Source organism: Sphingomonas sp. PAMC 26621, assembly GCF_000251145.1.
Classification (GTDB): Bacteria; Pseudomonadota; Alphaproteobacteria; order Sphingomonadales; family Sphingomonadaceae; genus Sphingomonas.
Window position 1 is genome coordinate 68,720 of record NZ_AIDW01000018.1, and the last position, 17,519, is coordinate 86,238.

Here is a 17,519-nt window from a genome sequence, read left to right on the forward strand (position 1 = left end):
AGCCGGCTACAGCGCCGGTTTCCTTACTACGCGTGAAAGGAACGGGTAACGTAGGGACCGGAAACGCCCGGCGGCGCTAAGCTTCGAAACGTTTAACCGTCGCCCACAAGGCCTCCATCCCGTCGAGGTCGAGCGCCTCGAAGTCGGCCCCAGCTTCCGCCTCCATCGCCTTGAAACGACGTTCGAATTTCTCGTTCGCCTGGCGCAGTGCCGCTTCCGGATCGACGCCGAGCTTGCGCGCCCAGTTGACGACGGAAAACAGCACATCGCCAATTTCGTCCTCGCGTTCGTCGAGCGAAGCGGCGGCTTCGACCTCCTGCAATTCCTCATCGATCTTCGCGCGCGCACCCGTCGCATCGGGCCAGTCGAACCCGGTCCGCGCCGCGCGCTTCTGGAGCTTCTCCGCCCGAAGCAGTGCGGGCAGGCCGATCGCCACGCCGTCCAGTGCGCCCGAAGACCCCTTGTCGGCGCGTTCGGCAGCCTTGATCTGCTCCCACTGATGATCGACGCCGTCTGGGGTGTCGCCGAAGATATGCGGATGCCGGCGTTCCATCTTGTCGCTGATCGCCGCGATAACGTCGGGCAACGCGAACGCGCCGGCTTCCTCGGCGATCCGGGAATGGAACACGACCTGGAGCAACAAGTCGCCGAGTTCATCCTTGAGATCGGCCATGTCGTCGCGCGCGATCGCGTCGGCGACTTCATAGGCTTCCTCGATCGTGTACGGCGCAATGCTTCTGAAATCCTGCGCGACGTCCCATTCGCAACCCGTCGCCGGATCGCGCAGGCGGGCCATGATACCAACGAGACGTTCGATCATCTGACGAAGCCCTTCCGCAGCCGACGATCTATAAGACCGATAATACACATTATGTTAAATACGACGTGATATTCGATGGGAAGTCGGTCAGGACGGACTCGAATTCATAACCTGCTGCCAAATCAGGACGACCAGCACGAGCCCCGCAAAGATCGCTGCCCACATCAGCGCGAGCTTCACCACCGTGCTGACCGGAAGCCGCCGCGACGCAAGCGCCGCGATCGGCAGAATCAGGCACAACGCAGTGACGAACGCGCTCATGCTTCCAGCACCAGCCCGTCATAGCCCGGCTCGACCCCGTCCGGCAGGTCGCGCACCAAAGTCCCATAGTCCATCGACTGGTCCATGTGCGTCAGCGCGACACGCCCTGGCTGCAATCGCTCGACCCAGCCCAGCGCCATTGCCAGATCGGGATGCGACGGATGCGGCCGCTCGCGCAACGCGTCTACCACCCAGACGTCCAGGCCGGTGTACAGCCGCGCCATATCCTCGGTCATCCCGCTGAGGTCGGTCGCATAGCCGATGACGCCGCCTTCCCCCTCGAACCGCAAACCGGCGGATTGGGTGCCGCCATGCGGTTGGTCCGCAACCCGGACGGTAATGTCTCCGATGACAATCGAATCCGGCAGATCCTCGATCGACGCGACCTTTGGATATCCGTTCAGCCCGCTGAAAACATAGCCGAACCTGCCGAGCAACCGCGCCTTGAGCGCCGGGCGCGCGATCCCGCGCACCGGTCGGCCGAGCGCGTGGAAGACCTGCCGCAGGTCATCGATGCCATGCGTGTGGTCGGCGTGGTCATGAGTCCAGATCACCGCGTCGAACGTCGAAACGTCGGCGGCGAGCAACTGCTCGCGCATGTCCGGGCCGGTATCGACCAGGATCCGCGTCGTCGCAGTCTCGATCAGTACGGACGCACGCGTCCGCCGGTTCCGCGGGTTGGTCGGGTCGCACGCGCCCCAGTCATTGCCGATCCGCGGGACGCCCGAGGACGTTCCCGAACCGAGGATCCGCAGCCTCATGCGCGCGTCTTGGCGAACAGGGTGTGGAAGTTCTCGCGCGTTGCCGACGAGAGCGTCTCGATCGATTCGCCCCGCAGATCTGCCAGAAACGCTGCGGTATCCGCGACGAAGGCGGGTTCGCCGGTCTTGCCGCGGTTCGGCACGGGTGCGAGGAATGGCGAATCGGTCTCGATCAACAGCCGGTCGAGCGGCAGGCGCGCGGCGGTCTCCTGCAAGTCCTTCGCGTTTTGAACGTCACGATCCCCGAGATCGAGATATAGAAGCCGAGGTCCAGCGCGATATCGGCGAACGCGCCGCTCGCGGTGAAGCAATGGATCACCCCCGGAAAGGCCCCCTGCTCCAGTTCCTCGCGCAGGATCAGCGCGGTATCCTCCTCGGCGTCGCGGGTGTGGACGACGATCGGCAATTGCGTCGCCCGGCAGGCCGCGAGATGCGCGCGGAAACTTGCCTGTTGTCGCTCACGGTCGCTGTGGTCGTAGAAATAGTCGAGCCCGCTCTCGCCGATCCCGACGACGCGCGGATGCTGCGCGCGCTCGATCAACCGCGCGGTGCCGACGTCGGGATGCTGGTCGGCCTCGTGCGGGTGGATGCCGACGGTCGCCCACACGTCCGGCTCGCGCTCGGCGGTGGCGAGCACCGCGTCCCATTCGCTTTCACGCGTCGCGATGTTGAGCATCGCCTCGACGCCGCGCGCACGGGCGCGAGCGAGCACCTCGCCCTGATGTTCGGCGAGGCCCTTGTAGTTGAGGTGGCAATGACTGTCGGCGAACATTTACGCCTCCGCCGGGGCTTCGAGCCGTGGGAAAACCCCGCTCGGCGCGGGCAGCGTCAGCCCGGACGCAAGCGGATGGCCGAGCGCCTCGAAGCTGCGCGCATCGGAGGACTGCGCGAGCAGGTCGAGGAGCTTGTCCGCGCCGCCCGGGATCGCCCAGCGCGCGAGGATCGCGATCCGGCGGATCGCGTCGGCGGCATGATACAGGATCGTGTCGGCGCGGGCGGGATCGGTCTTGCGGACGCTCCACGGGGCCTGGTCCGCGAAATACTGGTTGGCGTCGCGCGCGGCGGACCAGACCGAATCCAGCGCAGTGTGGAGCGCAAGATCCTTCATCGCGTCATGCAGACCGCGTTCGGCCGCGGCAACGCTGTCGGCAAGCGCGGTCTCCGCTTCGGTCGCTGCGCCCGCGTCCGGTACGACGCCGTTGCACGCCTTGGCGATGATCGACAGGCAACGCTGCGCGAGATTGCCAAGATTGTTGGCGAGATCGGCGTTGCACCGCGTGACGATCGCTTCCTCGGAATAGCTGCCGTCCTGCCCGAAGCTGACCTCGCGGAGCAGGAAGTAACGGAGCGCATCGACCCCGAAATGCTCGACCAACGCCATCGGATCGGTGACGTTGCCGAGCGACTTCGACATCTTCTCGCCACGGTTGAGCAGGAAGCCGTGCCCGAACACCGCACGCGGCAGCGGAATGTTCGCACTCATCAGGAACGCCGGCCAGTAAACGGCATGGAAACGCACGATATCCTTGCCGATGATGTGAAGCTGCGCCGGCCAGAACGTCTCGTACAGTTCGAGATCGTCGGGATAGCCGACCCCGGTCAGATAATTGGTCAGCGCGTCGACCCAGACGTACATGACATGCCCCGGGCTCCCCGGAACCGGCACGCCCCAGTCGAAGCTGGTACGCGAGACCGACAGGTCGGACAGGCCACCCTCGACGAACCGCAGAATTTCGTTGCGGCGTGCCTCGGGGCGGATGAAATCGGGGTTGGCTTCGAAAAAATCGAGCAGGGGCTGCTGGTATTTCGACAGGCGGAAGAACCAGGTCTCCTCGGCGGTCCATTCGACCGGGGTGCCCTGCGGCGAGAGCTTTGCGCCCCCTTCCCCCTCGACCAGTTCCTTCTCGTCGTAGAACGCCTCGTCGCGAACCGAATACCAGCCCTCGTAGCGATCGAGATACAGGTCGCCCGCAGCTTCGATCGCCCGCCAGATCGCCTGGCTGGCGCGATAATGATCCTCGTCGCTGGTCCTGATGAACCGATCGTAGGAAATATCGAGTGCGTCGGCCATCTGCTTGAAATAGCCGCTCATTTCGTCCGCGAGCGCGCGCGGGGTCAGGTCGCGCTTGCGCGATTCCTGGACCATCTTGAGCCCGTGCTCGTCGGTGCCGGTCTGAAAGCGGACCTCGCGGCCGAGCTGGCGCTGGTAGCGCGCGATCGCATCGGTCGCGATTGCCTCATAAGCGTGCCCGATATGCGGGCGGCCATTGGGGTAGCTGATTGCGGTGGTGATATAAAAGGGATCGGCCATCGCCGCCTCCTAGAGCAAGGCGCGCGTGAATTGAAGGCCTCAGGCGGCGAGCCGCGCGACGATCCCGGCCATTTCATACACCGTCGCCTGCACATCCAGCGTGAGCGCGCGTGCGCTTGCCGAGAGCGCGCGTGCGGCGTCGTAGCTTTCGAGCGCGGTGCGCAGTCGCTGCCCCTGTCGTGCCGGGGCTTCGGACGCGATGAAAGCCGGAGCACGGTCGAGGAACGCTTCGTAGCGGGGTTGCGCCGCCTTCAGCGCCAGCGCCTTGGCCAGTTTGCCCCGCCGCGCATTGGTCGGATCACCGTCGCGCGCGATCGCGGTCAGCGCCTCGTCAAGCGCGGCGAGATCGAGCCCGGCGAACCCCATCGCGCGGCCGGGCGACCCCTGTGCCACGCGAGTCAGCGCGGCAATCTCGCTTTCGTCCGCGGACGGCAGCAGCTCGCCGAGCACCGACGTCATCGCGGCATCGCTCAACGGATCGAAGCGCAGCGTCCGGCAGCGCGAGCGGATCGTCGGCAGCAGCCGCCCCGGTGCATGGCTGACCAGCAGGAAGATCGTCCCCTGCGGGGGTTCCTCGAGGTTCTTGAGCAGCGCGTTCGAAGCGCCGGGCCGCTCGAGATCGTCCACCGCATCGATGATGACGACGCGACGATCCGACATCGACGGTCGCGTCGCGAACATCGGGCCGAGCGCGCGGACCTGCGCGATCGGGATGCTCCGTGCGAGATCGAGCCCGGTCTTGTCGCCTTCCTTGGGCTGGCGAGTCAGCACGCGGTAGTCGGGGTGCGACCCGGCGGCGATCAGCGTCCGCGTCCGGTCGTTCTCCGGAACATCGAAGCCCGGCGGCAGGTCAGCCCCCGCGCCTTCCGCGAGCATCCGCACCGCCGCCGCGCGCGCGAAGCTGGCCTTGCCGATGCCCTCGGGTCCGGCGAACAACCACGCGTGGTGCAGCGCGCCGCTCCTGAGCGCGGCGGCAAAGGCTGCATGCGCCGGATCATTGCCGATCGGCAGCGTCATGGCAGCAAATCGGCGAGGTCGGCCAGGATCGCGGCGGAAACGGTCGCGATATCCGCGCTCGCGTCGATCATCCGGAACCGGTCGGGTTCGTGCTCGGCGAACCGGCGGAATGCGGTGGCGACGTCGGCATGAAACGCCGCCCCCCGCGCCGCGAACCGATCCGCCGCCGCGCCGTCGCGGACTGCCGCCCGCTCGCGACCTTCTTCTGGCGTCAGTTCGAGCACGAACGTGCGATCCGGCAGCAGCCCGCGCGACCCGAAGCCATGCAGCGCGAGGATCTCGGCGTCGTCGATCCCGCCCGCAAGCCCCTGATACGCCCGGCTGCTGTCGAGATAGCGGTCGCAGATCACCCAGCGCCCCGCGCCGATCGCCGGGCGGATCGTCTTCTCGACATGGTCGGCGCGCGCGGCGGCGAACAGCAACGCCTCGCTGTGCGCGCTCCACCGCGTCACCGCGCCTTCCATCAACAGGCTGCGGATCGCCTCCGCCCCCTCGCTCCCGCCGGGCTCGCGCGTGACGAGCGCATCGATCCCGCGCTCGGCGAGCGCCGCGGCGAGCAGGCGCGCCTGCGTCGACTTGCCTGCCCCCTCCCCGCCCTCGAGCGAGAGGAACCGTCCGGTCACCGCCACCGTATCAGCCGCCGAACAGGCTCATCAGGCCGGCCCAGGCGCGACCGAAGAAGCCTGCCTCGGCAACGTCGGTCGCCGCAACCAGCGGCAGGCGCTGCTGCGGCATGTCCGGGGTCGAGACGACGAGATCGGCGATATGCTGCCCGGCCTTGATCGGTGCCTTGATCGGCCCCTGATACACGACCTTGAGCGTCATGTCGGCGGCGACCCCGGCGGGGAGCGTCGCGGTCAGGTTGGTCGGCGCGACCAGCCCGACGGTGCGCGCGCTGCCCATCTGGACTTCGGCGGTCTCGACCTGCTTGCCCTTGGCAACGATCGGCTTGGCCTGCCACGCGCGGAAGCCCCAGTTGATGAACTTGACCGACTCATCCGAGCGCTGGCCCGAGCTGCCGAGGCCCGCCATCACCATTACGAGGCGACGGCCGTTCTGCTCGGCCGAGCCGGTGAAGCCATAACCGGCTTCCTCGGTGTGCCCGGTCTTCAGCCCGTCCGCGCCCTGGACGCGGCCGAGCAACGGATCGCGGTTCGCCTGGTCGATCGGCTTGGCCCCGCCAAGCGTCTTGCCCCAGGTGAAGCTCGGGAGCGAATAGAAGCGCTTGTACAGCGTCGGGTGATGCTGGATCGTCGCGGCGGCGAGCTTGGCGAGATCCCGCGCGGTGACATAGGTCACGCCGCCATCGGGCCAGCCGTTCGATGTGCCGAAATGGCTGTTGTTCAGCCCGAGCTTCGCGCCCGCGCGGTTCATCCGCTCGGTGAAGGTCTGCTCGGTCCCGGAAATGCCTTCCGCCAGCACGACGCAGGCATCGTTGCCCGACAGCGTGACGATCCCCTTCAGCAAATTCTCGACGCTGACATTCTCGCCCGCCGACAGGAACATCGTCGAGCCCTGGCTATGCCATTTGCGCCACGTCTCGGGCTGGACCTGGAAGGTCTGGTCGAGCTTGAGCTCACCCGACTTGATCATCTCGAACGCGACGTAGACCGTCATCATCTTGGCCATCGACGCGGGCGGCATCCGCCGGTCCGCGTCCTTCTCGTACAGCACCGCGCCCGACGACAGATCCGTCAGATAGGCGACCGGGGCCGGAGTCTGGAAATCGGGCTTGGCGAGCGCAGGCGTCGTCGCCGCAATCGCGATAATGGCGGTGGCGGCGGTCCAGTTCCAGCGGGATGACATGATGTTGGCTCTCGTTCTTCTAGTTTGAATGGAGAATGCGTGCGTCGCCATAGCCAGCCCGGGCAATGCCGTCACGCGCGCGCTTGGCGGATGCCGCATCCGCATAGGGCCCAAGCTGCACGCGGTACAGCCCGCCGCCCGGCAAAACCCGCCCGCCGAGCTTCTGCGCGAGCACGGTCGCACGTCGGGCCGAGGACAGCGCGACAACCTGGAGCATGAGCGTGCCGGTCGCGCGTTGGGGAGGCGGCGGCGTCCTGCGGATCGCGTGGCTGGTCGCCGCGGGTTTTGCCGATGGCGGTGTTGCCGAAGGGACGGTAACCGGCACGGTCGTCCCCCGAGCAACACTATTCCTTCCCGGCAAACGCCGGCGCAACGCCGCAAGCAACGCAGGCGGCGCGTCCAGCCGGGGCGCAACGCTCTTGCCCGCGAGCAGGATCGCCCGATCCTGCGCGTTCGGTGTCACCTCGCGAACGCGCAAGGCTGCACGGTCGCCAACGCCCAATTGCCGCGCCGCGCCCGGCGATAGTGCGACGACCGCCCCTTCCGCCGATCCGCCGAGCACCTGCGCGACGATCGTCCGCCCGGTGTCGAGCGCGGTCACTTCGACGAAGCTTCCCGCCGGAAGCGTCGGATGCCGTACTGCTATCATCGCAGACGCGAACGGCCCCTCGGGCAACGGCGCCATCGCGGCGGCATAGCCGACCGAATCGCTCGAAACCTCGCCCGAGGTCGCGCGCGGCCCGGCCCCGGCCGGAACAGGATCGACCTGTCCTGCCAGTGCCAGCAGCACGAGCGCACCCCCGAGGCTCATCTCACCGCTCCACGGCGTCAGCAAGCAAGCCCACCGACAATGCGTAGAAGTTGGAGCAGTTGTAATCGAGGATCACGCGGTAATTGCCGGTGAGCAGATAGGCGGTCTGCCCCGGGCCATCGGGTTCGATCAGCGTCGCCAGCACGCGATCACCCGGCCAGCCACGCGCCTGCGGGACCAGCCCGAGCGCGCGCCATTCGGCCATCGTCTTCCACGCGCTGTGCCGCTGGAACACCCGCGGGCAGCGCGGCGAGACCAGCCGCGTCGTCAACTGGCTGCGGTCGAACGCCATCGGGACCGCGACGGCCAAGCCCCACGGCTCGCCCGGTCGCCAGCCCGCGTTGTTGAAATAATTGCCGATCGACGCAAGCGTGTCCGCACTGCTCGTCCAGATATCCGCGCGGCCGTCGCCATCGCCGTCGCGCGCGAGGCGCAGATACACGGAGGGCAGGAACTGCGGCCCGCCGGTCGCGCCCGCCCAGCTGCCGACGAGCTGCGAGCGCGGGACGCCGCGGTCCATCATCTGCAACGTCGCTATGAATTCATCCGCGAACAGGTCGCGCCGTCGCCCTTCGTAGGCCAGCGTGGCGAGCGCACGCGGCAGATCGAACCCGCCCATCACCCGGCCGTAGCTCGTCTCGTGCCCCCAGATCGCGACCATGATCGATTCGGGGACGCCGGTCTGCTGCTCGATACGCTGCAGCCGTCCGCGTTCGGAAACATAGGCGGCCTGCCCGCGTGAGATGATCGCCGCGCCGACATGTTGCGCCTGATACGGCGCGAAGTTCGGGATCGCCGCGATGGAGGGCCCGCCCGGCTGCTGCCGATCAAGCTCGATCACGCGCTGGTTGAGCGTCAGCGTCGGGAGCACCGCATCCAGCGTCGCCCGACTGACCCCGCGCGTCGCCGCCTGCGCCCGAAGCGTTGTCAGATAGGTCTGAAATCCGGCGTCATCCTGCGCACTCGCAGCCCCGCCAATCGATACGCAGGCGAGGATCCCAGCGATACCGCCCGCGATCCGCGCCCAAGTTTTACTGTTACCCCGCATGCCATCGACCTTGGCACAGCCCGCTTTCCGCATGAAGCCCCAAAGCCCGTGCCTCTTGCACAAATCGCCAGACGCTGGCTAAGCGGGGGCGAACGGAAGAGTGGCCGAGTGGTTTAAGGCAACGGTCTTGAAAACCGTCGTGGGTGCAAGCTCACCGTGGGTTCGAATCCCACCTCTTCCGCCAAAATCCCATTTCAGCGCAGCCCAAACAATCCCTAACCCTAGCAAAACTGCGGGTTTTCGGCTATAGCTACTCCCGACCAATCCCGATCTGTTCCATCCCAGCGCCGGGGTATCGTGGGCACAATTCGGGGTACCGGAATATGGGAGTCGGGGTACCATGCTTACAGATGCCGCAGTTAAGAACGCGGAACCGCGCGAGAAGCCGTACAAGATTGCCGACTCGGGTGGGCTCTTCCTCTACGTCGCGCCAACCGGCCTGAAATCCTGGCGCATGAAGTTCCAGATGCTCGGTAAAGAGAAGCTGCTCACGTTTGGCCCCTACCCCGACATCAAACTTTCGAAGGCGCGCGAAAAGCGTGACGAAGCGCGACGGATGATCCGCGAGCATATCGACCCCTCGGGGGCGCGGAAGAGAGCGCAGGATGCACGGGAGCAAGAGCAGGTCGAGCTTTCCAAGCTGGTAACGTTCGAGCAGTCGGCCCGGCGCTGGTACGATCTGCAGAAAGGCCGGTGGGCACCGGTGCATGCTGACGACGTCATCACCAGCCTTGAGCGCGATGTGTTCCCCGCGATCGGGGCAATGCCGCTGGCCTCGGTCACCGCGCCGATCGTCCTGAAGGCGCTGCGTGTGGTTGAAGATCGCGGTGCGATTGAAACCGCAAAGAGGTTGCGTCAGCGCATATCCGCGGTTTACGCCTACTCGATCTCCGAAGGCATTGTTGAGAACGATCCGTCTGCGGTGGTTGGCAAGGCTCTGAAGCCCTTGCCCAAGAAGGGCCGCCAGCCGGCGCTGGTCGACATTGACGAAGCGCGTGGCGTGCTGGTCGCGGCCGAGGCGTCTGGCGCGTCACCGATCACCAAGCTTGCGTCGCGGCTACTCGCGCTGACGCAGTCCCGGCCAGGCATGGTCCGCAGCGCGACCTGGTCAGAGTTCGAAGGGGTCGACTTCACGGGCGAACAGTTCGGGCCGTTCCTGCCGATCTGGCGTGTGCCGGCGGACCGGATGAAGCTGGCGCTCGACCTGAAGGAAGAGCTAGCGTTCGAGCATATCATCCCCCTGTCCTGGCAGGCGGTCGACGTGCTCCTAGCTGTTCATCGACTGACCGGCCGCAACCGTTTCGTCTTTCCCGGCCAGCGACATAGCCATCGTCCGCTGAGCGAGAATGCGATCGGCTACCTTTATAACCGGGTGGGGTATCACGGCCGGCATGTACCCCATGGCTGGCGTTCGTCGTTCTCGACGGTGATGAACGCGCTAGCGGTACGGCGAAAGACAACTGAGGATGCTGCGATCGTGGAACTGATGCTCGCACACGTCCCGGAAAACCGGGTCAAAGCAGCATACGATCGTGCCGGGCATATGGAGCGGCGGCGGAGCTCAGTCAGGAATGGTCGAACATGCTGACGAAGGGGATTTCGCCCGCGAACGATTTGCTCGGTGGCGGCCGACGAAATTAGAAGATGGCCGCTCTAGGAGCTAACTTGTCAGGCAGTGCTGACGTCAAAATGCCGCCGGTCACTCGGCCGGCGGCATTCCAGAGGCGCTTTACAATATTGCTTCAGCGCTACGCCTACGCGATTTAAGCATAGCTCACTGTCGTACGAACGTTCGATCGACGACGCATTGCAAACCCGACTGCGCCAAAACCGACGAGCATCATTGCCCACGTCGCTGTCTCAGGCACGGCCCCCGCTACTGCCGCTGGGGAAATTGTTAGGTTAGCGTTTCCGAAAAAAGGATTTATCAGGACAAAGGTCCCGGTCGAGAATGTAGGCGCATTTGCTGGTCCAGAAAACAGCGCCGGACCTGAGAACTGGGAAAAACCCACATTCGCAGCGTTGATGTTCAACGTAGCGAATAGACCGTTTCCAAATCCGATATTGTCCGCGGTCCCAGCAATCCCGCCAAAAATGCCCGCTACATTCTTGAAGGCCAACTGATCAGAGCCCAAAAAGCTGCTGAACGTATCCGGTGTCGGATTAGAGTCGAGCTGGAATACTGCTGTACCTGAGGGGCCGGAAAAGTCGAAAACCAACGGTGCTGCGTATGCCGGCGAAGCCAGGCCAACGATTGCAGCCGACAAACAGAATGCTAGTTTTTTCATATCTACTCCCCGCCTCCCAAACCCGCGAGTCACGGAACGAAGGCAGCGAAGGTACGGGAGAATATACAAATAGTTGCGGAAACGTTAAAAACGAAAGATTGTTACGCGACGTCAGTGGAGATGCCGGTCCGCGCTACAGGCAATTCTACGTCATCCTCCAGCCCATCGGATTGGCAACCCATTCATTTATATCGGTTTCGTACCAGGCAACTAGCCCGTCGCTAATCTGGGTGGACGAGGGGAAGGTCCCTGCCCCGATCCGCCGATAGATAGTTGTGCGCGACAGCTTGGTCCTCTCGATCACGTCGCGCAGGCGCATAAGATTATCTCGGCTGCGATCGCGAATCTTGTCGGCGGCCGCCCGGGGCAAGTGGCGAGGGTCGGCATGAGTTTCTCTTATTGCTGGCTGACTATTCATCGCCGCTATCCTCCGCGCGCCATCCCATCGGATCGGCGACCCAGTTGTTGATGTCGCTCTCGTACCAAGCCACGCACTTCGGCCCGACGCGTAGCCATCGCTGCCCATACGCATGCCCTGCATTCTCTCAACGTGGATCTCCCCCCAGTTGTACCACGGCTCAATCGCCGCGATGAGGCAACGCCACGAAGGTTGAGCGAGAACCCCGCCGCTCATGCCGCGATCCTGTTAGTTGAGAACGCGATTACGGCCGCCACTCAGCGCTACGAAGATGCTAGCGACCAGCTGCAGCGCAAGTTCGACAAGCACCTTATCACCGATGCGCAGTATCGCACTGGGCTGACGAAAATCACGCAGGCCCGCGACGCCGAGACGGCTGCCGCGTCCAAGTCCAACGCCACGCACGCGGCATCGGACCGAGCCGCAATATCTCGCGCGGAACGCCTCGGACGCGAAGCTGATGCGATCGGCGCGCAGACCCGCAACCTATATCTGCTGGCGGACGCCTATGGCGTGTCCGGCGCGGCGGCGCTGATGGCCGAGGCCCGCGTGAAGGCTGAGAGCCAGGCGATCAAGCAGCAGGGCGACATCCAGGCGGCAATCTCGCGCGAGATCGGTCTTGTCGTTGCGCAGCGGGTTTCGGACGCGGCGAAGGCCACGGCATCGATGCGCGACCAGGCGGCGGTGCAGGAACAGTTGAATGCCGAAGTCGCGGCCGGGAACGTCCCCGCCGAGCGCGCACAGGCGATGCTTCGCGACCGGATGCCTGCTAGGCACTGGATGGCATCGGCAGTACCTTGGGTATGGATCAGCGAGATTTCCGCCTCGCCATCGTCGGCATCGATTTCATCAATGCCGGCAAGGAGAGTGAACTCCGGTTCGAGCTGTTGCAGTGCGCACCGGGCGATCCCGTCGAGTTGCGGCGCGAGCCGAAGAACCCGCACGACCCAAACGCGGTGGCGGTCTTTAGCGAGCGAGGCATCCAGATCGGAAACCTCACCGCGGAGCGCGCACCTTGGATCGGTGGCAAGATCTCGGCTGGCGAGGAGGCGGTGGCCATCTTCCAGGGCTCCGCGGCAGTGCGGCTATAATTCGGGTCCGGTTTGGCGGAGAAGCGCCAACCCTTCCCCTCGCGAAATTACCGCCGCCTACAGCAAGCCTTGACGATTTCCGCCCGGACCCGGACGGACCGGAGTGGGGCGCGTAAAGCTCAATCACGAATCATGATTTTTGCGGCGGGGTATAAACTGGGGTACTCAAAGTATCAGCCCTAAGAGGAACACAGTTTTTCAGTCATTATTAGCCTTACTTGCGGCGGGCACCTCTTCCGCCAGAAGCCGGGGTCGCGGCCGACGCTGTGCGTTGCGAAGTTCTTGCAGGCCGGACGCACGGGCAGGTCGGAGCTCACGCCCGCCTGCCAGACCTCATCCGACGCTATTCCCCGGTGCCATGCCGTCGTGAATGAGGAGGAAGGCGAGCGCGAGCATCACCAGCGACACGAGCATCAACAGCGACATTCCGAACACACCAACGATACGCCTGGCAATTGTCACGATTAGCCCCCTCGACACGGCTCGCCGCCGATGACGCCCGCCTCGTGACGGACGTTTTCCTGTTGGAGGGCCGCCTGGCAGTCGGAGAACAAATCCACGCGACCCTCCCCTGGAGGCGACGTAAATCGTCTCCGGGTACAAGTGGTTTATGGCGCGTTAGGGGGCGTGCAATAATCAATAAGATGCAGAGTTTGCCCGAGTTCGGGGATATGCGCCGTTTTGGGATCACCCGATCCGAAACGGCGGAAGTTTTCTCTTCATCCGAACGCCGCAGCCAAGCCAGCTGCATCGCGGACCCGCCCTTTTTCGGTGATATAAGCGCTGACCAGCCGCGCGGGGGTGATGTCGAACGCCGGATTCGCCGTGGGCGACGTCGTTACGAAGATCTGCCGCATCGTTCCATCCAAGTCCGGGCCGTCGAGCCGGCGGACCTCCTCGGAGGACCGTTCCTCGACCTTGACCGCTGCGCCGTCCGGCGTCGCGGCGTCATAGGTCGAGGATGGCAAGGCGACGACGAACGGGATGCCGTTGTCGTGCGCCGCGAGCGCCTTCAGATAGGTGCCGATCTTGTTGCAGACGTCGCCGTTGCGGGTCACGCGGTCCGTGCCGACGAGAACGAGGTCGACCTGCCCGCGCTGCATCAGCAGCCCACCCGCATTGTCGACGATATAGCTGTGCGGCACACCGTGCGCGGCAAGCTCAAGCGCGGTGAGCGCGCCCTGGTTGCGCGGGCGTGTCTCGTCGACCCAGACGTGCAGCGGGATGCCGAGATCGTGCGCCATGTAAATCGGCGCGGTCGCGGTGCCCCAGTCGACCGTCGCCAGCCAGCCCGCGTTGCAGTGCGTCAGAATGTTGATCGCGCGGCCCGGATTGGCCTCGACGAGCGACTGCAGGATCTCGAGCCCGGCACGACCGATCGCGGCGTTGACCTCGACATCCGCGTCGCAGATCGCGCCGGCTTCGACGTACGCCACCGCGGCACGATCACGCTCGGGCAAGCGCGTGACCACGCCACGAACACGATCGAGCGCCCACCGGAGATTGACCGCGGTCGGGCGCGTCGAAACCAGCCGATCGAACGCGCGGTCGAGCGACTCGTCACCCGGGTCCGCCCGCAACGCCAGCGCGATCCCATATGCCGCCACCGCGCCGATCAGCGGGGCACCGCGCGTCGCCATGTCGGCGATGGCCAGCGCACAGGCCTCCATCGTCGTCAGGCGCAACCGCTCGACGGACCACGGCAACCGACGCTGGTCGAAGATCCCGACGCTCCAGCCGTCCGGTTCGAGCCAGATCGACCGCGTCTTCTGCCCGGCGAGAATCATGCAGCAAGGCTTTCGGCAAGGATGATGTCGAACGAGGTCGCGAGCGGGTAGCCCGGGTCAACCGGTACGCCGTCGCGCGCGAGCAACATCACGCGCAGCCCCGCTTCGCGCGCCGCCGCGAGTTCCGCGATACTGTCGGAGAGGAACAGGATGTCGTCCGGCTCCCGCGCGATCCGGCGCGCGATCTCGCGGTATGAAGCGCTGTCGCGCTTTGCGCCGACGGCGGTATCGAAATGCCCCGCGAACAGCGGCGTCAGATCCCCCGCCGCGGTATGCGCGAACAACAGTTTCTGCGCCGCGACCGAGCCCGACGAGTAGACGTACAGCGCGATGCCGTGCGCGTGCCACCGCGCGAGCCCGGCAATCGCATCGGGATAGACATGGCCGATCAGCGTTCCATCGGCATAGCCCTCGGCCCAGATCATGCCCTGCACCGACTTCAGCGGCGCGACCTTCTGGTCGGCATCGTGCCATTCGAGCAACTGATCGATTGCCCCTGCCAGATCGAGGTCGGGTCGCCCGGATGCGGCGCGGACCTGCGCGAGTTCATCGTCGAGGCGCATTGCGTTGGCCGCGACGAACCGCGCGAGCCGCGTGCGGGCGTAGGGGAACAGCATCTCGTGGACGAACGCGATGCTCGAGGTCGTTCCTTCGACGTCGGTTACGATCGCTTTCGGGGTCACGCGACGCCTTCGTACAACGGAATGCCCCGTGCGATCGGATCGCCGGTGAACCGCGCCACCCAGCCGTCCGGTTCGGCGAACAGCCGGATCGCGGTAAAACGCGGTGCCGGCCCCATGTCGAACCAGTGGCGGGTCCCCTCGGGCACCGCGATCAGGTCGTCGCGCGTGCATTCGAGCGCATAGACCGCATCGGGGCCACGGATATAGAAGACGCCGGATCCCTCCACGAAAAAGCGGACTTCATCCTCGTCATGGATATGCTCGTCGAGGAACTTGGTCCGCAACGTCGCGCGCTCGGCATTGTCAGGGAGCAGGCGGATCACGTCGCACGACCGATACCCGCCCGCCGTCATCAGCCGGTCGATGTCCGCCCGATAGGCCGCGATCCGTCGGCGTCGCTCGCGTCATGGTCCAGTATCACCCCCGCCTGCCACCGCTCGAACCGGATCCCGAGCGGCGCAAGTCTGTCCGCGATATCGGTCGCATCGTGCGTTTCGGCCAGGCGTGCATGCGGGTCGGCGAGATCGTACAGGGTCAGGGTCGTCATGATACGCGCCTTTCCAGTTTCAGCGTTTCCCACTCGCAGGCGAGCAGATACTCGACCGCCTCGACGACGTTTTCGGCCTCGGCAAGCGTCCGCCCCCAGGCGTAGAGTCCATGGCCGCGAATGTAGAAGGCGGGAAGGATCGGGTCCTGTGCCGCGAGCAGCGGACGAAGCGAGTCCGCCATCGCGACCATGTCCTGGCTGTTCTCGACCAGCGGAATCGCGACGCGGGTGGCGTGGGTGTCGATCCCGGGGAAGACCTTGAGCAACTCATAGCCGTCGAGCACGATCGCCTGCCGTCCGGCCAACGCACGGCTCAACACCACGCCGGTGACCGAGTGGGTGTGCAGCACCCCGCCCGCGGTCGGGTCGACCGCATAGACCAGGCAGTGCAGCAACGTCTCGGCCGAGGGCCGCTTGCCGTCTAGCGCAATCCCATCGGGGCTCGCGCGCATCACCTGTTCGGGTTCGAGCCGTCCCTTGTGCGCGCCGGACACGGTCAGCGCGATCGTCCCGTCGGGCAAGCGTACCGAATAATTGCCCGCGGTCGCCGGCGCGAGTCCGGCACGGTCGAGGCGGGTGCCGGCCGCGATGATCGCGCGGGTCGCTGCTTCGAACGGCGTCACGTCAGCGCCCTGCGGAAATCCGCGAGCTTGTCGGCTGCGCTGGCGAGGGTCGCTTCGTCCTTGGCAAAGCAAAGCCGGACATATCCGGTCTGCGGGGCCGTGGCGTAGAAGGCGGAGACGGGGATGGTCGCCACCCCCGCCTCGACCAGAAGGCGATGCGCGAAGGTTTCGTCGTCGAGCGCGATCCCCGAGGCGGCGAGATCGATGATGACGAACCACGTCGCCGCCCCCGGCAAGACCGCATAACCCGCCGTGGCAAGCCGTTCGACCAGGAAAGCGCGCGCGTGGCGATACGGGTCGCGGTGCGCGTCATGCCAGTCGGCGGGGAGTGCCAGCCCTTCCGCCACCGCCCATTGCAACGCCGGCGCAGTCGTGAAGGTGAGGAACTGGTGCGTCGCCGCGATCGCGTCCGCGAGCGGTGGCGCAGCGCAGGCCCAGCCCACCTTCCACCCGGTCAGCGAGAAGATCTTGCCCGCCGACCCGATCTTGACGGTGCGGCCGCGCAGGCCCGGGATCGACAGGGGGGACACATGCGTGCCTGCGAAGATCATCGCTTCCCACACCTCGTCGCAGATCAGCGTGACGTCATGGCGGACGCACAAGGTGGCGATCGACGTCCAGGTTGCCGCGTCGATGCGGCTTCCGGTCGGGTTGTTGGGGGTGTTGAGCAAAAGGACGCGGGTCCGCTCCGACATTGCGGCTTCGAGCGCGTCGAGCGGCAGCGTCCAGTCGGGGGGCGTCAGGTCGATCAGACGTGCGACCCCGCCGGCGCGTTCGACGAGTGGCAGATAGGCGTCGTAGAGCGGCTGGACCAGCACCACCTCGTCGCCCGGGCGGACCAGCGCCAGCAGCGCCGCCGCAAGCGCCTCGGTCGCGCCCGATGTTACGACGACCTCCTCGGGCGTGATCGTGAGGGCTTGCTCCCGCTCGTAATAGTCAGCGATCGCCGATCGTAGCGCGGGCAACCCACGCATCGGCGGATACTGGCTGGACCGCTCGGTCAAGGCGCGCGCCGCGGCGTCGAGCAGCGCGCGGGGGCCGTGTCCGATCTCCGGCATGTCGGGGAACCCCTGCCCCAGGTTGATCGCGCCGAGCTCCTGCGCGAGCCGCGACTGGCGCTCGAAGATCGTGGTGGGCGGCGGCAAAGGCGGATCTCCTGCTTGGCGCAGACGGCAGGGGTGTGGTCCAGACGCTATAATCGCTCCTGCCAGCATTTGCGCACCATAATTGCTTTCAACCACGTCGCC

Annotated in this window: 20 protein-coding genes, 1 tRNA gene and 1 pseudogene; 3 read left to right on the forward strand and 19 right to left on the reverse strand. The window is 65.6% G+C overall.

Going from position 1 to position 17,519, the window contains the following annotated elements; translation table 11 throughout:
* Positions 1-76 precede the first annotated feature (76 nt).
* The 10 genes and pseudogenes from mazG to RI03_RS09780 all read right to left on the reverse strand — a co-directional run bounded on the left by mazG (position 77) and on the right by RI03_RS09780 (position 8,835).
* Positions 77-820 carry a nucleoside triphosphate pyrophosphohydrolase gene (gene mazG, locus RI03_RS09740; RefSeq protein ID WP_026046609.1) on the reverse strand — a complete coding sequence of 248 codons (744 nt, stop codon included), beginning with the start codon at positions 818-820 and terminating at the stop codon, positions 77-79.
* 87 nt (positions 821-907) lie between these two features.
* Positions 908-1,081: a hypothetical protein gene (locus tag RI03_RS24055; protein ID WP_170318369.1), complete on the reverse strand. Its 174-nt coding sequence runs from the start codon at positions 1,079-1,081 to the stop codon at positions 908-910.
* Entirely contained in the window at positions 1,078-1,842 is a 765-nt protein-coding gene (locus tag RI03_RS09745; RefSeq protein ID WP_010216999.1) for an MBL fold metallo-hydrolase, read from the reverse strand. Before RI03_RS09745 ends, RI03_RS24055 begins: the two co-directional genes overlap by 4 nt.
* A pseudogene (locus RI03_RS09750) lies at positions 1,839-2,614 on the reverse strand (TatD family hydrolase). The gene RI03_RS09745 and the pseudogene RI03_RS09750 overlap by 4 nt, the downstream one beginning before the upstream one ends.
* Positions 2,615-4,153, reverse strand: a complete 1,539-nt coding sequence (gene metG / locus RI03_RS09755; protein WP_010217000.1) for a methionine--tRNA ligase — start codon at positions 4,151-4,153, stop codon at positions 2,615-2,617.
* Between the two features lie 39 nt (positions 4,154-4,192).
* Positions 4,193-5,170 carry a DNA polymerase III subunit gene (locus RI03_RS09760; protein WP_010217003.1) on the reverse strand — a complete coding sequence of 326 codons (978 nt, stop codon included), beginning with the start codon at positions 5,168-5,170 and terminating at the stop codon, positions 4,193-4,195.
* Positions 5,167-5,799: a dTMP kinase gene (gene tmk / locus RI03_RS09765; RefSeq protein ID WP_010217004.1), complete on the reverse strand. Its 633-nt coding sequence runs from the start codon at positions 5,797-5,799 to the stop codon at positions 5,167-5,169. The genes RI03_RS09760 and tmk overlap by 4 nt, the downstream gene beginning before the upstream one ends.
* 4 nt (positions 5,800-5,803) lie before the next feature.
* Entirely contained in the window at positions 5,804-6,976 is a 1,173-nt protein-coding gene (locus tag RI03_RS09770; RefSeq protein WP_010217006.1) for a D-alanyl-D-alanine carboxypeptidase family protein, read from the reverse strand.
* Between the two features lie 19 nt (positions 6,977-6,995).
* A complete protein-coding gene (locus RI03_RS09775) occupies positions 6,996-7,787 on the reverse strand; it encodes an SPOR domain-containing protein (protein ID WP_238542338.1) in 792 nt (263 codons plus the stop codon).
* Between the two features lies 1 nt (position 7,788).
* The gene (locus RI03_RS09780; protein ID WP_026046610.1) at positions 7,789-8,835 is read right to left on the reverse strand and encodes a lytic murein transglycosylase; all 1,047 of its coding nucleotides are present in this window, start codon (positions 8,833-8,835) and stop codon (positions 7,789-7,791) included.
* 94 nt (positions 8,836-8,929) lie between these two features.
* Between RI03_RS09780 and RI03_RS09785 the strand changes: the two genes are divergently transcribed.
* A tRNA-Ser gene (locus tag RI03_RS09785) sits at positions 8,930-9,019 on the forward strand.
* Between the two features lie 156 nt (positions 9,020-9,175).
* Positions 9,176-10,423 (forward strand): tyrosine-type recombinase/integrase, encoded by a 1,248-nt coding sequence (locus RI03_RS09790; RefSeq protein WP_010217010.1) that lies wholly within the window; start codon positions 9,176-9,178, stop codon positions 10,421-10,423.
* 175 nt (positions 10,424-10,598) lie between these two features.
* On the opposite strand, the gene RI03_RS24060 is transcribed toward RI03_RS09790, so the two are convergent.
* Positions 10,599-11,123, reverse strand: coding sequence for a PEPxxWA-CTERM sorting domain-containing protein (locus RI03_RS24060; protein WP_170318370.1), 525 nt, complete (start codon positions 11,121-11,123; stop codon positions 10,599-10,601).
* A 145-nt stretch (positions 11,124-11,268) separates the two neighbouring features.
* Positions 11,269-11,757 carry a helix-turn-helix transcriptional regulator gene (locus RI03_RS25240; RefSeq protein ID WP_338009632.1) on the reverse strand — a complete coding sequence of 163 codons (489 nt, stop codon included), beginning with the start codon at positions 11,755-11,757 and terminating at the stop codon, positions 11,269-11,271.
* On the opposite strand from RI03_RS25240, the gene RI03_RS25350 reads away from it, so the two are divergent.
* Positions 11,734-12,705 (forward strand): hypothetical protein, encoded by a 972-nt coding sequence (locus tag RI03_RS25350; protein ID WP_443208554.1) that lies wholly within the window; start codon positions 11,734-11,736, stop codon positions 12,703-12,705. The two genes, RI03_RS25240 and RI03_RS25350, sit on opposite strands and share 24 nt — an antisense overlap.
* Before the next feature lie 260 nt (positions 12,706-12,965).
* Here RI03_RS25350 and RI03_RS25080 read toward each other — a convergent pair whose 3' ends face one another.
* The 7 genes from RI03_RS25080 to RI03_RS09830 all read right to left on the reverse strand — a co-directional run bounded on the left by RI03_RS25080 (position 12,966) and on the right by RI03_RS09830 (position 17,417).
* A complete protein-coding gene (locus tag RI03_RS25080; protein ID WP_269724661.1) occupies positions 12,966-13,094 on the reverse strand; it encodes a hypothetical protein in 129 nt (42 codons plus the stop codon).
* A gap of 257 nt (positions 13,095-13,351) precedes the next feature.
* Complete coding sequence (gene mtnA / locus RI03_RS09810) at positions 13,352-14,419, reverse strand: S-methyl-5-thioribose-1-phosphate isomerase (RefSeq protein ID WP_010217015.1); 1,068 nt, start codon at positions 14,417-14,419, stop codon at positions 13,352-13,354.
* Complete coding sequence (gene mtnC / locus RI03_RS09815) at positions 14,416-15,102, reverse strand: acireductone synthase (protein WP_010217016.1); 687 nt, start codon at positions 15,100-15,102, stop codon at positions 14,416-14,418. The genes mtnA and mtnC overlap by 4 nt, the downstream gene beginning before the upstream one ends.
* Positions 15,099-15,455, reverse strand: a complete 357-nt coding sequence (locus tag RI03_RS24640) for an acireductone dioxygenase (RefSeq protein WP_010217018.1) — start codon at positions 15,453-15,455, stop codon at positions 15,099-15,101. The genes mtnC and RI03_RS24640 overlap by 4 nt, the downstream gene beginning before the upstream one ends.
* Positions 15,455-15,649, reverse strand: coding sequence for a hypothetical protein (locus tag RI03_RS24645; RefSeq protein WP_010217020.1), 195 nt, complete (start codon positions 15,647-15,649; stop codon positions 15,455-15,457). The genes RI03_RS24640 and RI03_RS24645 overlap by 1 nt, the downstream gene beginning before the upstream one ends.
* A complete protein-coding gene (locus tag RI03_RS09825) occupies positions 15,646-16,272 on the reverse strand; it encodes a methylthioribulose 1-phosphate dehydratase (protein WP_010217021.1) in 627 nt (208 codons plus the stop codon). The genes RI03_RS24645 and RI03_RS09825 overlap by 4 nt, the downstream gene beginning before the upstream one ends.
* Entirely contained in the window at positions 16,269-17,417 is a 1,149-nt protein-coding gene (locus RI03_RS09830; protein WP_010217023.1) for an aminotransferase, read from the reverse strand. The genes RI03_RS09825 and RI03_RS09830 overlap by 4 nt, the downstream gene beginning before the upstream one ends.
* Between the last annotated feature and the right edge of the window lie 102 nt (positions 17,418-17,519).

Bases quoted from the DNA above. Each gene is read 5' to 3' on its own strand.
- mtnA (WP_010217015.1), bottom strand. From the start codon at position 14,419: ATGATTCTCGCCGGGCAGAAGACGCGGTCGATCTGGCTCGAACCGGAC.
- RI03_RS09790 (WP_010217010.1), top strand. From the start codon at position 9,176: ATGCTTACAGATGCCGCAGTTAAGAACGCGGAACCGCGCGAGAAGCCG.
- RI03_RS09775 (WP_238542338.1), bottom strand. From the start codon at position 7,787: ATGAGCCTCGGGGGTGCGCTCGTGCTGCTGGCACTGGCAGGACAGGTC.
- RI03_RS09760 (WP_010217003.1), bottom strand. From the start codon at position 5,170: ATGACGCTGCCGATCGGCAATGATCCGGCGCATGCAGCCTTTGCCGCC.
- metG (WP_010217000.1), bottom strand. From the start codon at position 4,153: ATGGCCGATCCCTTTTATATCACCACCGCAATCAGCTACCCCAATGGC.
- RI03_RS24055 (WP_170318369.1), bottom strand. From the start codon at position 1,081: ATGAGCGCGTTCGTCACTGCGTTGTGCCTGATTCTGCCGATCGCGGCG.
- RI03_RS09745 (WP_010216999.1), bottom strand. From the start codon at position 1,842: ATGAGGCTGCGGATCCTCGGTTCGGGAACGTCCTCGGGCGTCCCGCGG.
- RI03_RS24645 (WP_010217020.1), bottom strand. From the start codon at position 15,649: ATGACGACCCTGACCCTGTACGATCTCGCCGACCCGCATGCACGCCTG.
- RI03_RS09770 (WP_010217006.1), bottom strand. From the start codon at position 6,976: ATGTCATCCCGCTGGAACTGGACCGCCGCCACCGCCATTATCGCGATT.
- RI03_RS24640 (WP_010217018.1), bottom strand. From the start codon at position 15,455: ATGACGGCGGGCGGGTATCGGTCGTGCGACGTGATCCGCCTGCTCCCT.
- mazG (WP_026046609.1), bottom strand. From the start codon at position 820: ATGATCGAACGTCTCGTTGGTATCATGGCCCGCCTGCGCGATCCGGCG.
- RI03_RS24060 (WP_170318370.1), bottom strand. From the start codon at position 11,123: ATGAAAAAACTAGCATTCTGTTTGTCGGCTGCAATCGTTGGCCTGGCT.
- RI03_RS09780 (WP_026046610.1), bottom strand. From the start codon at position 8,835: ATGCGGGGTAACAGTAAAACTTGGGCGCGGATCGCGGGCGGTATCGCT.
- RI03_RS25240 (WP_338009632.1), bottom strand. From the start codon at position 11,757: ATGAGCGGCGGGGTTCTCGCTCAACCTTCGTGGCGTTGCCTCATCGCG.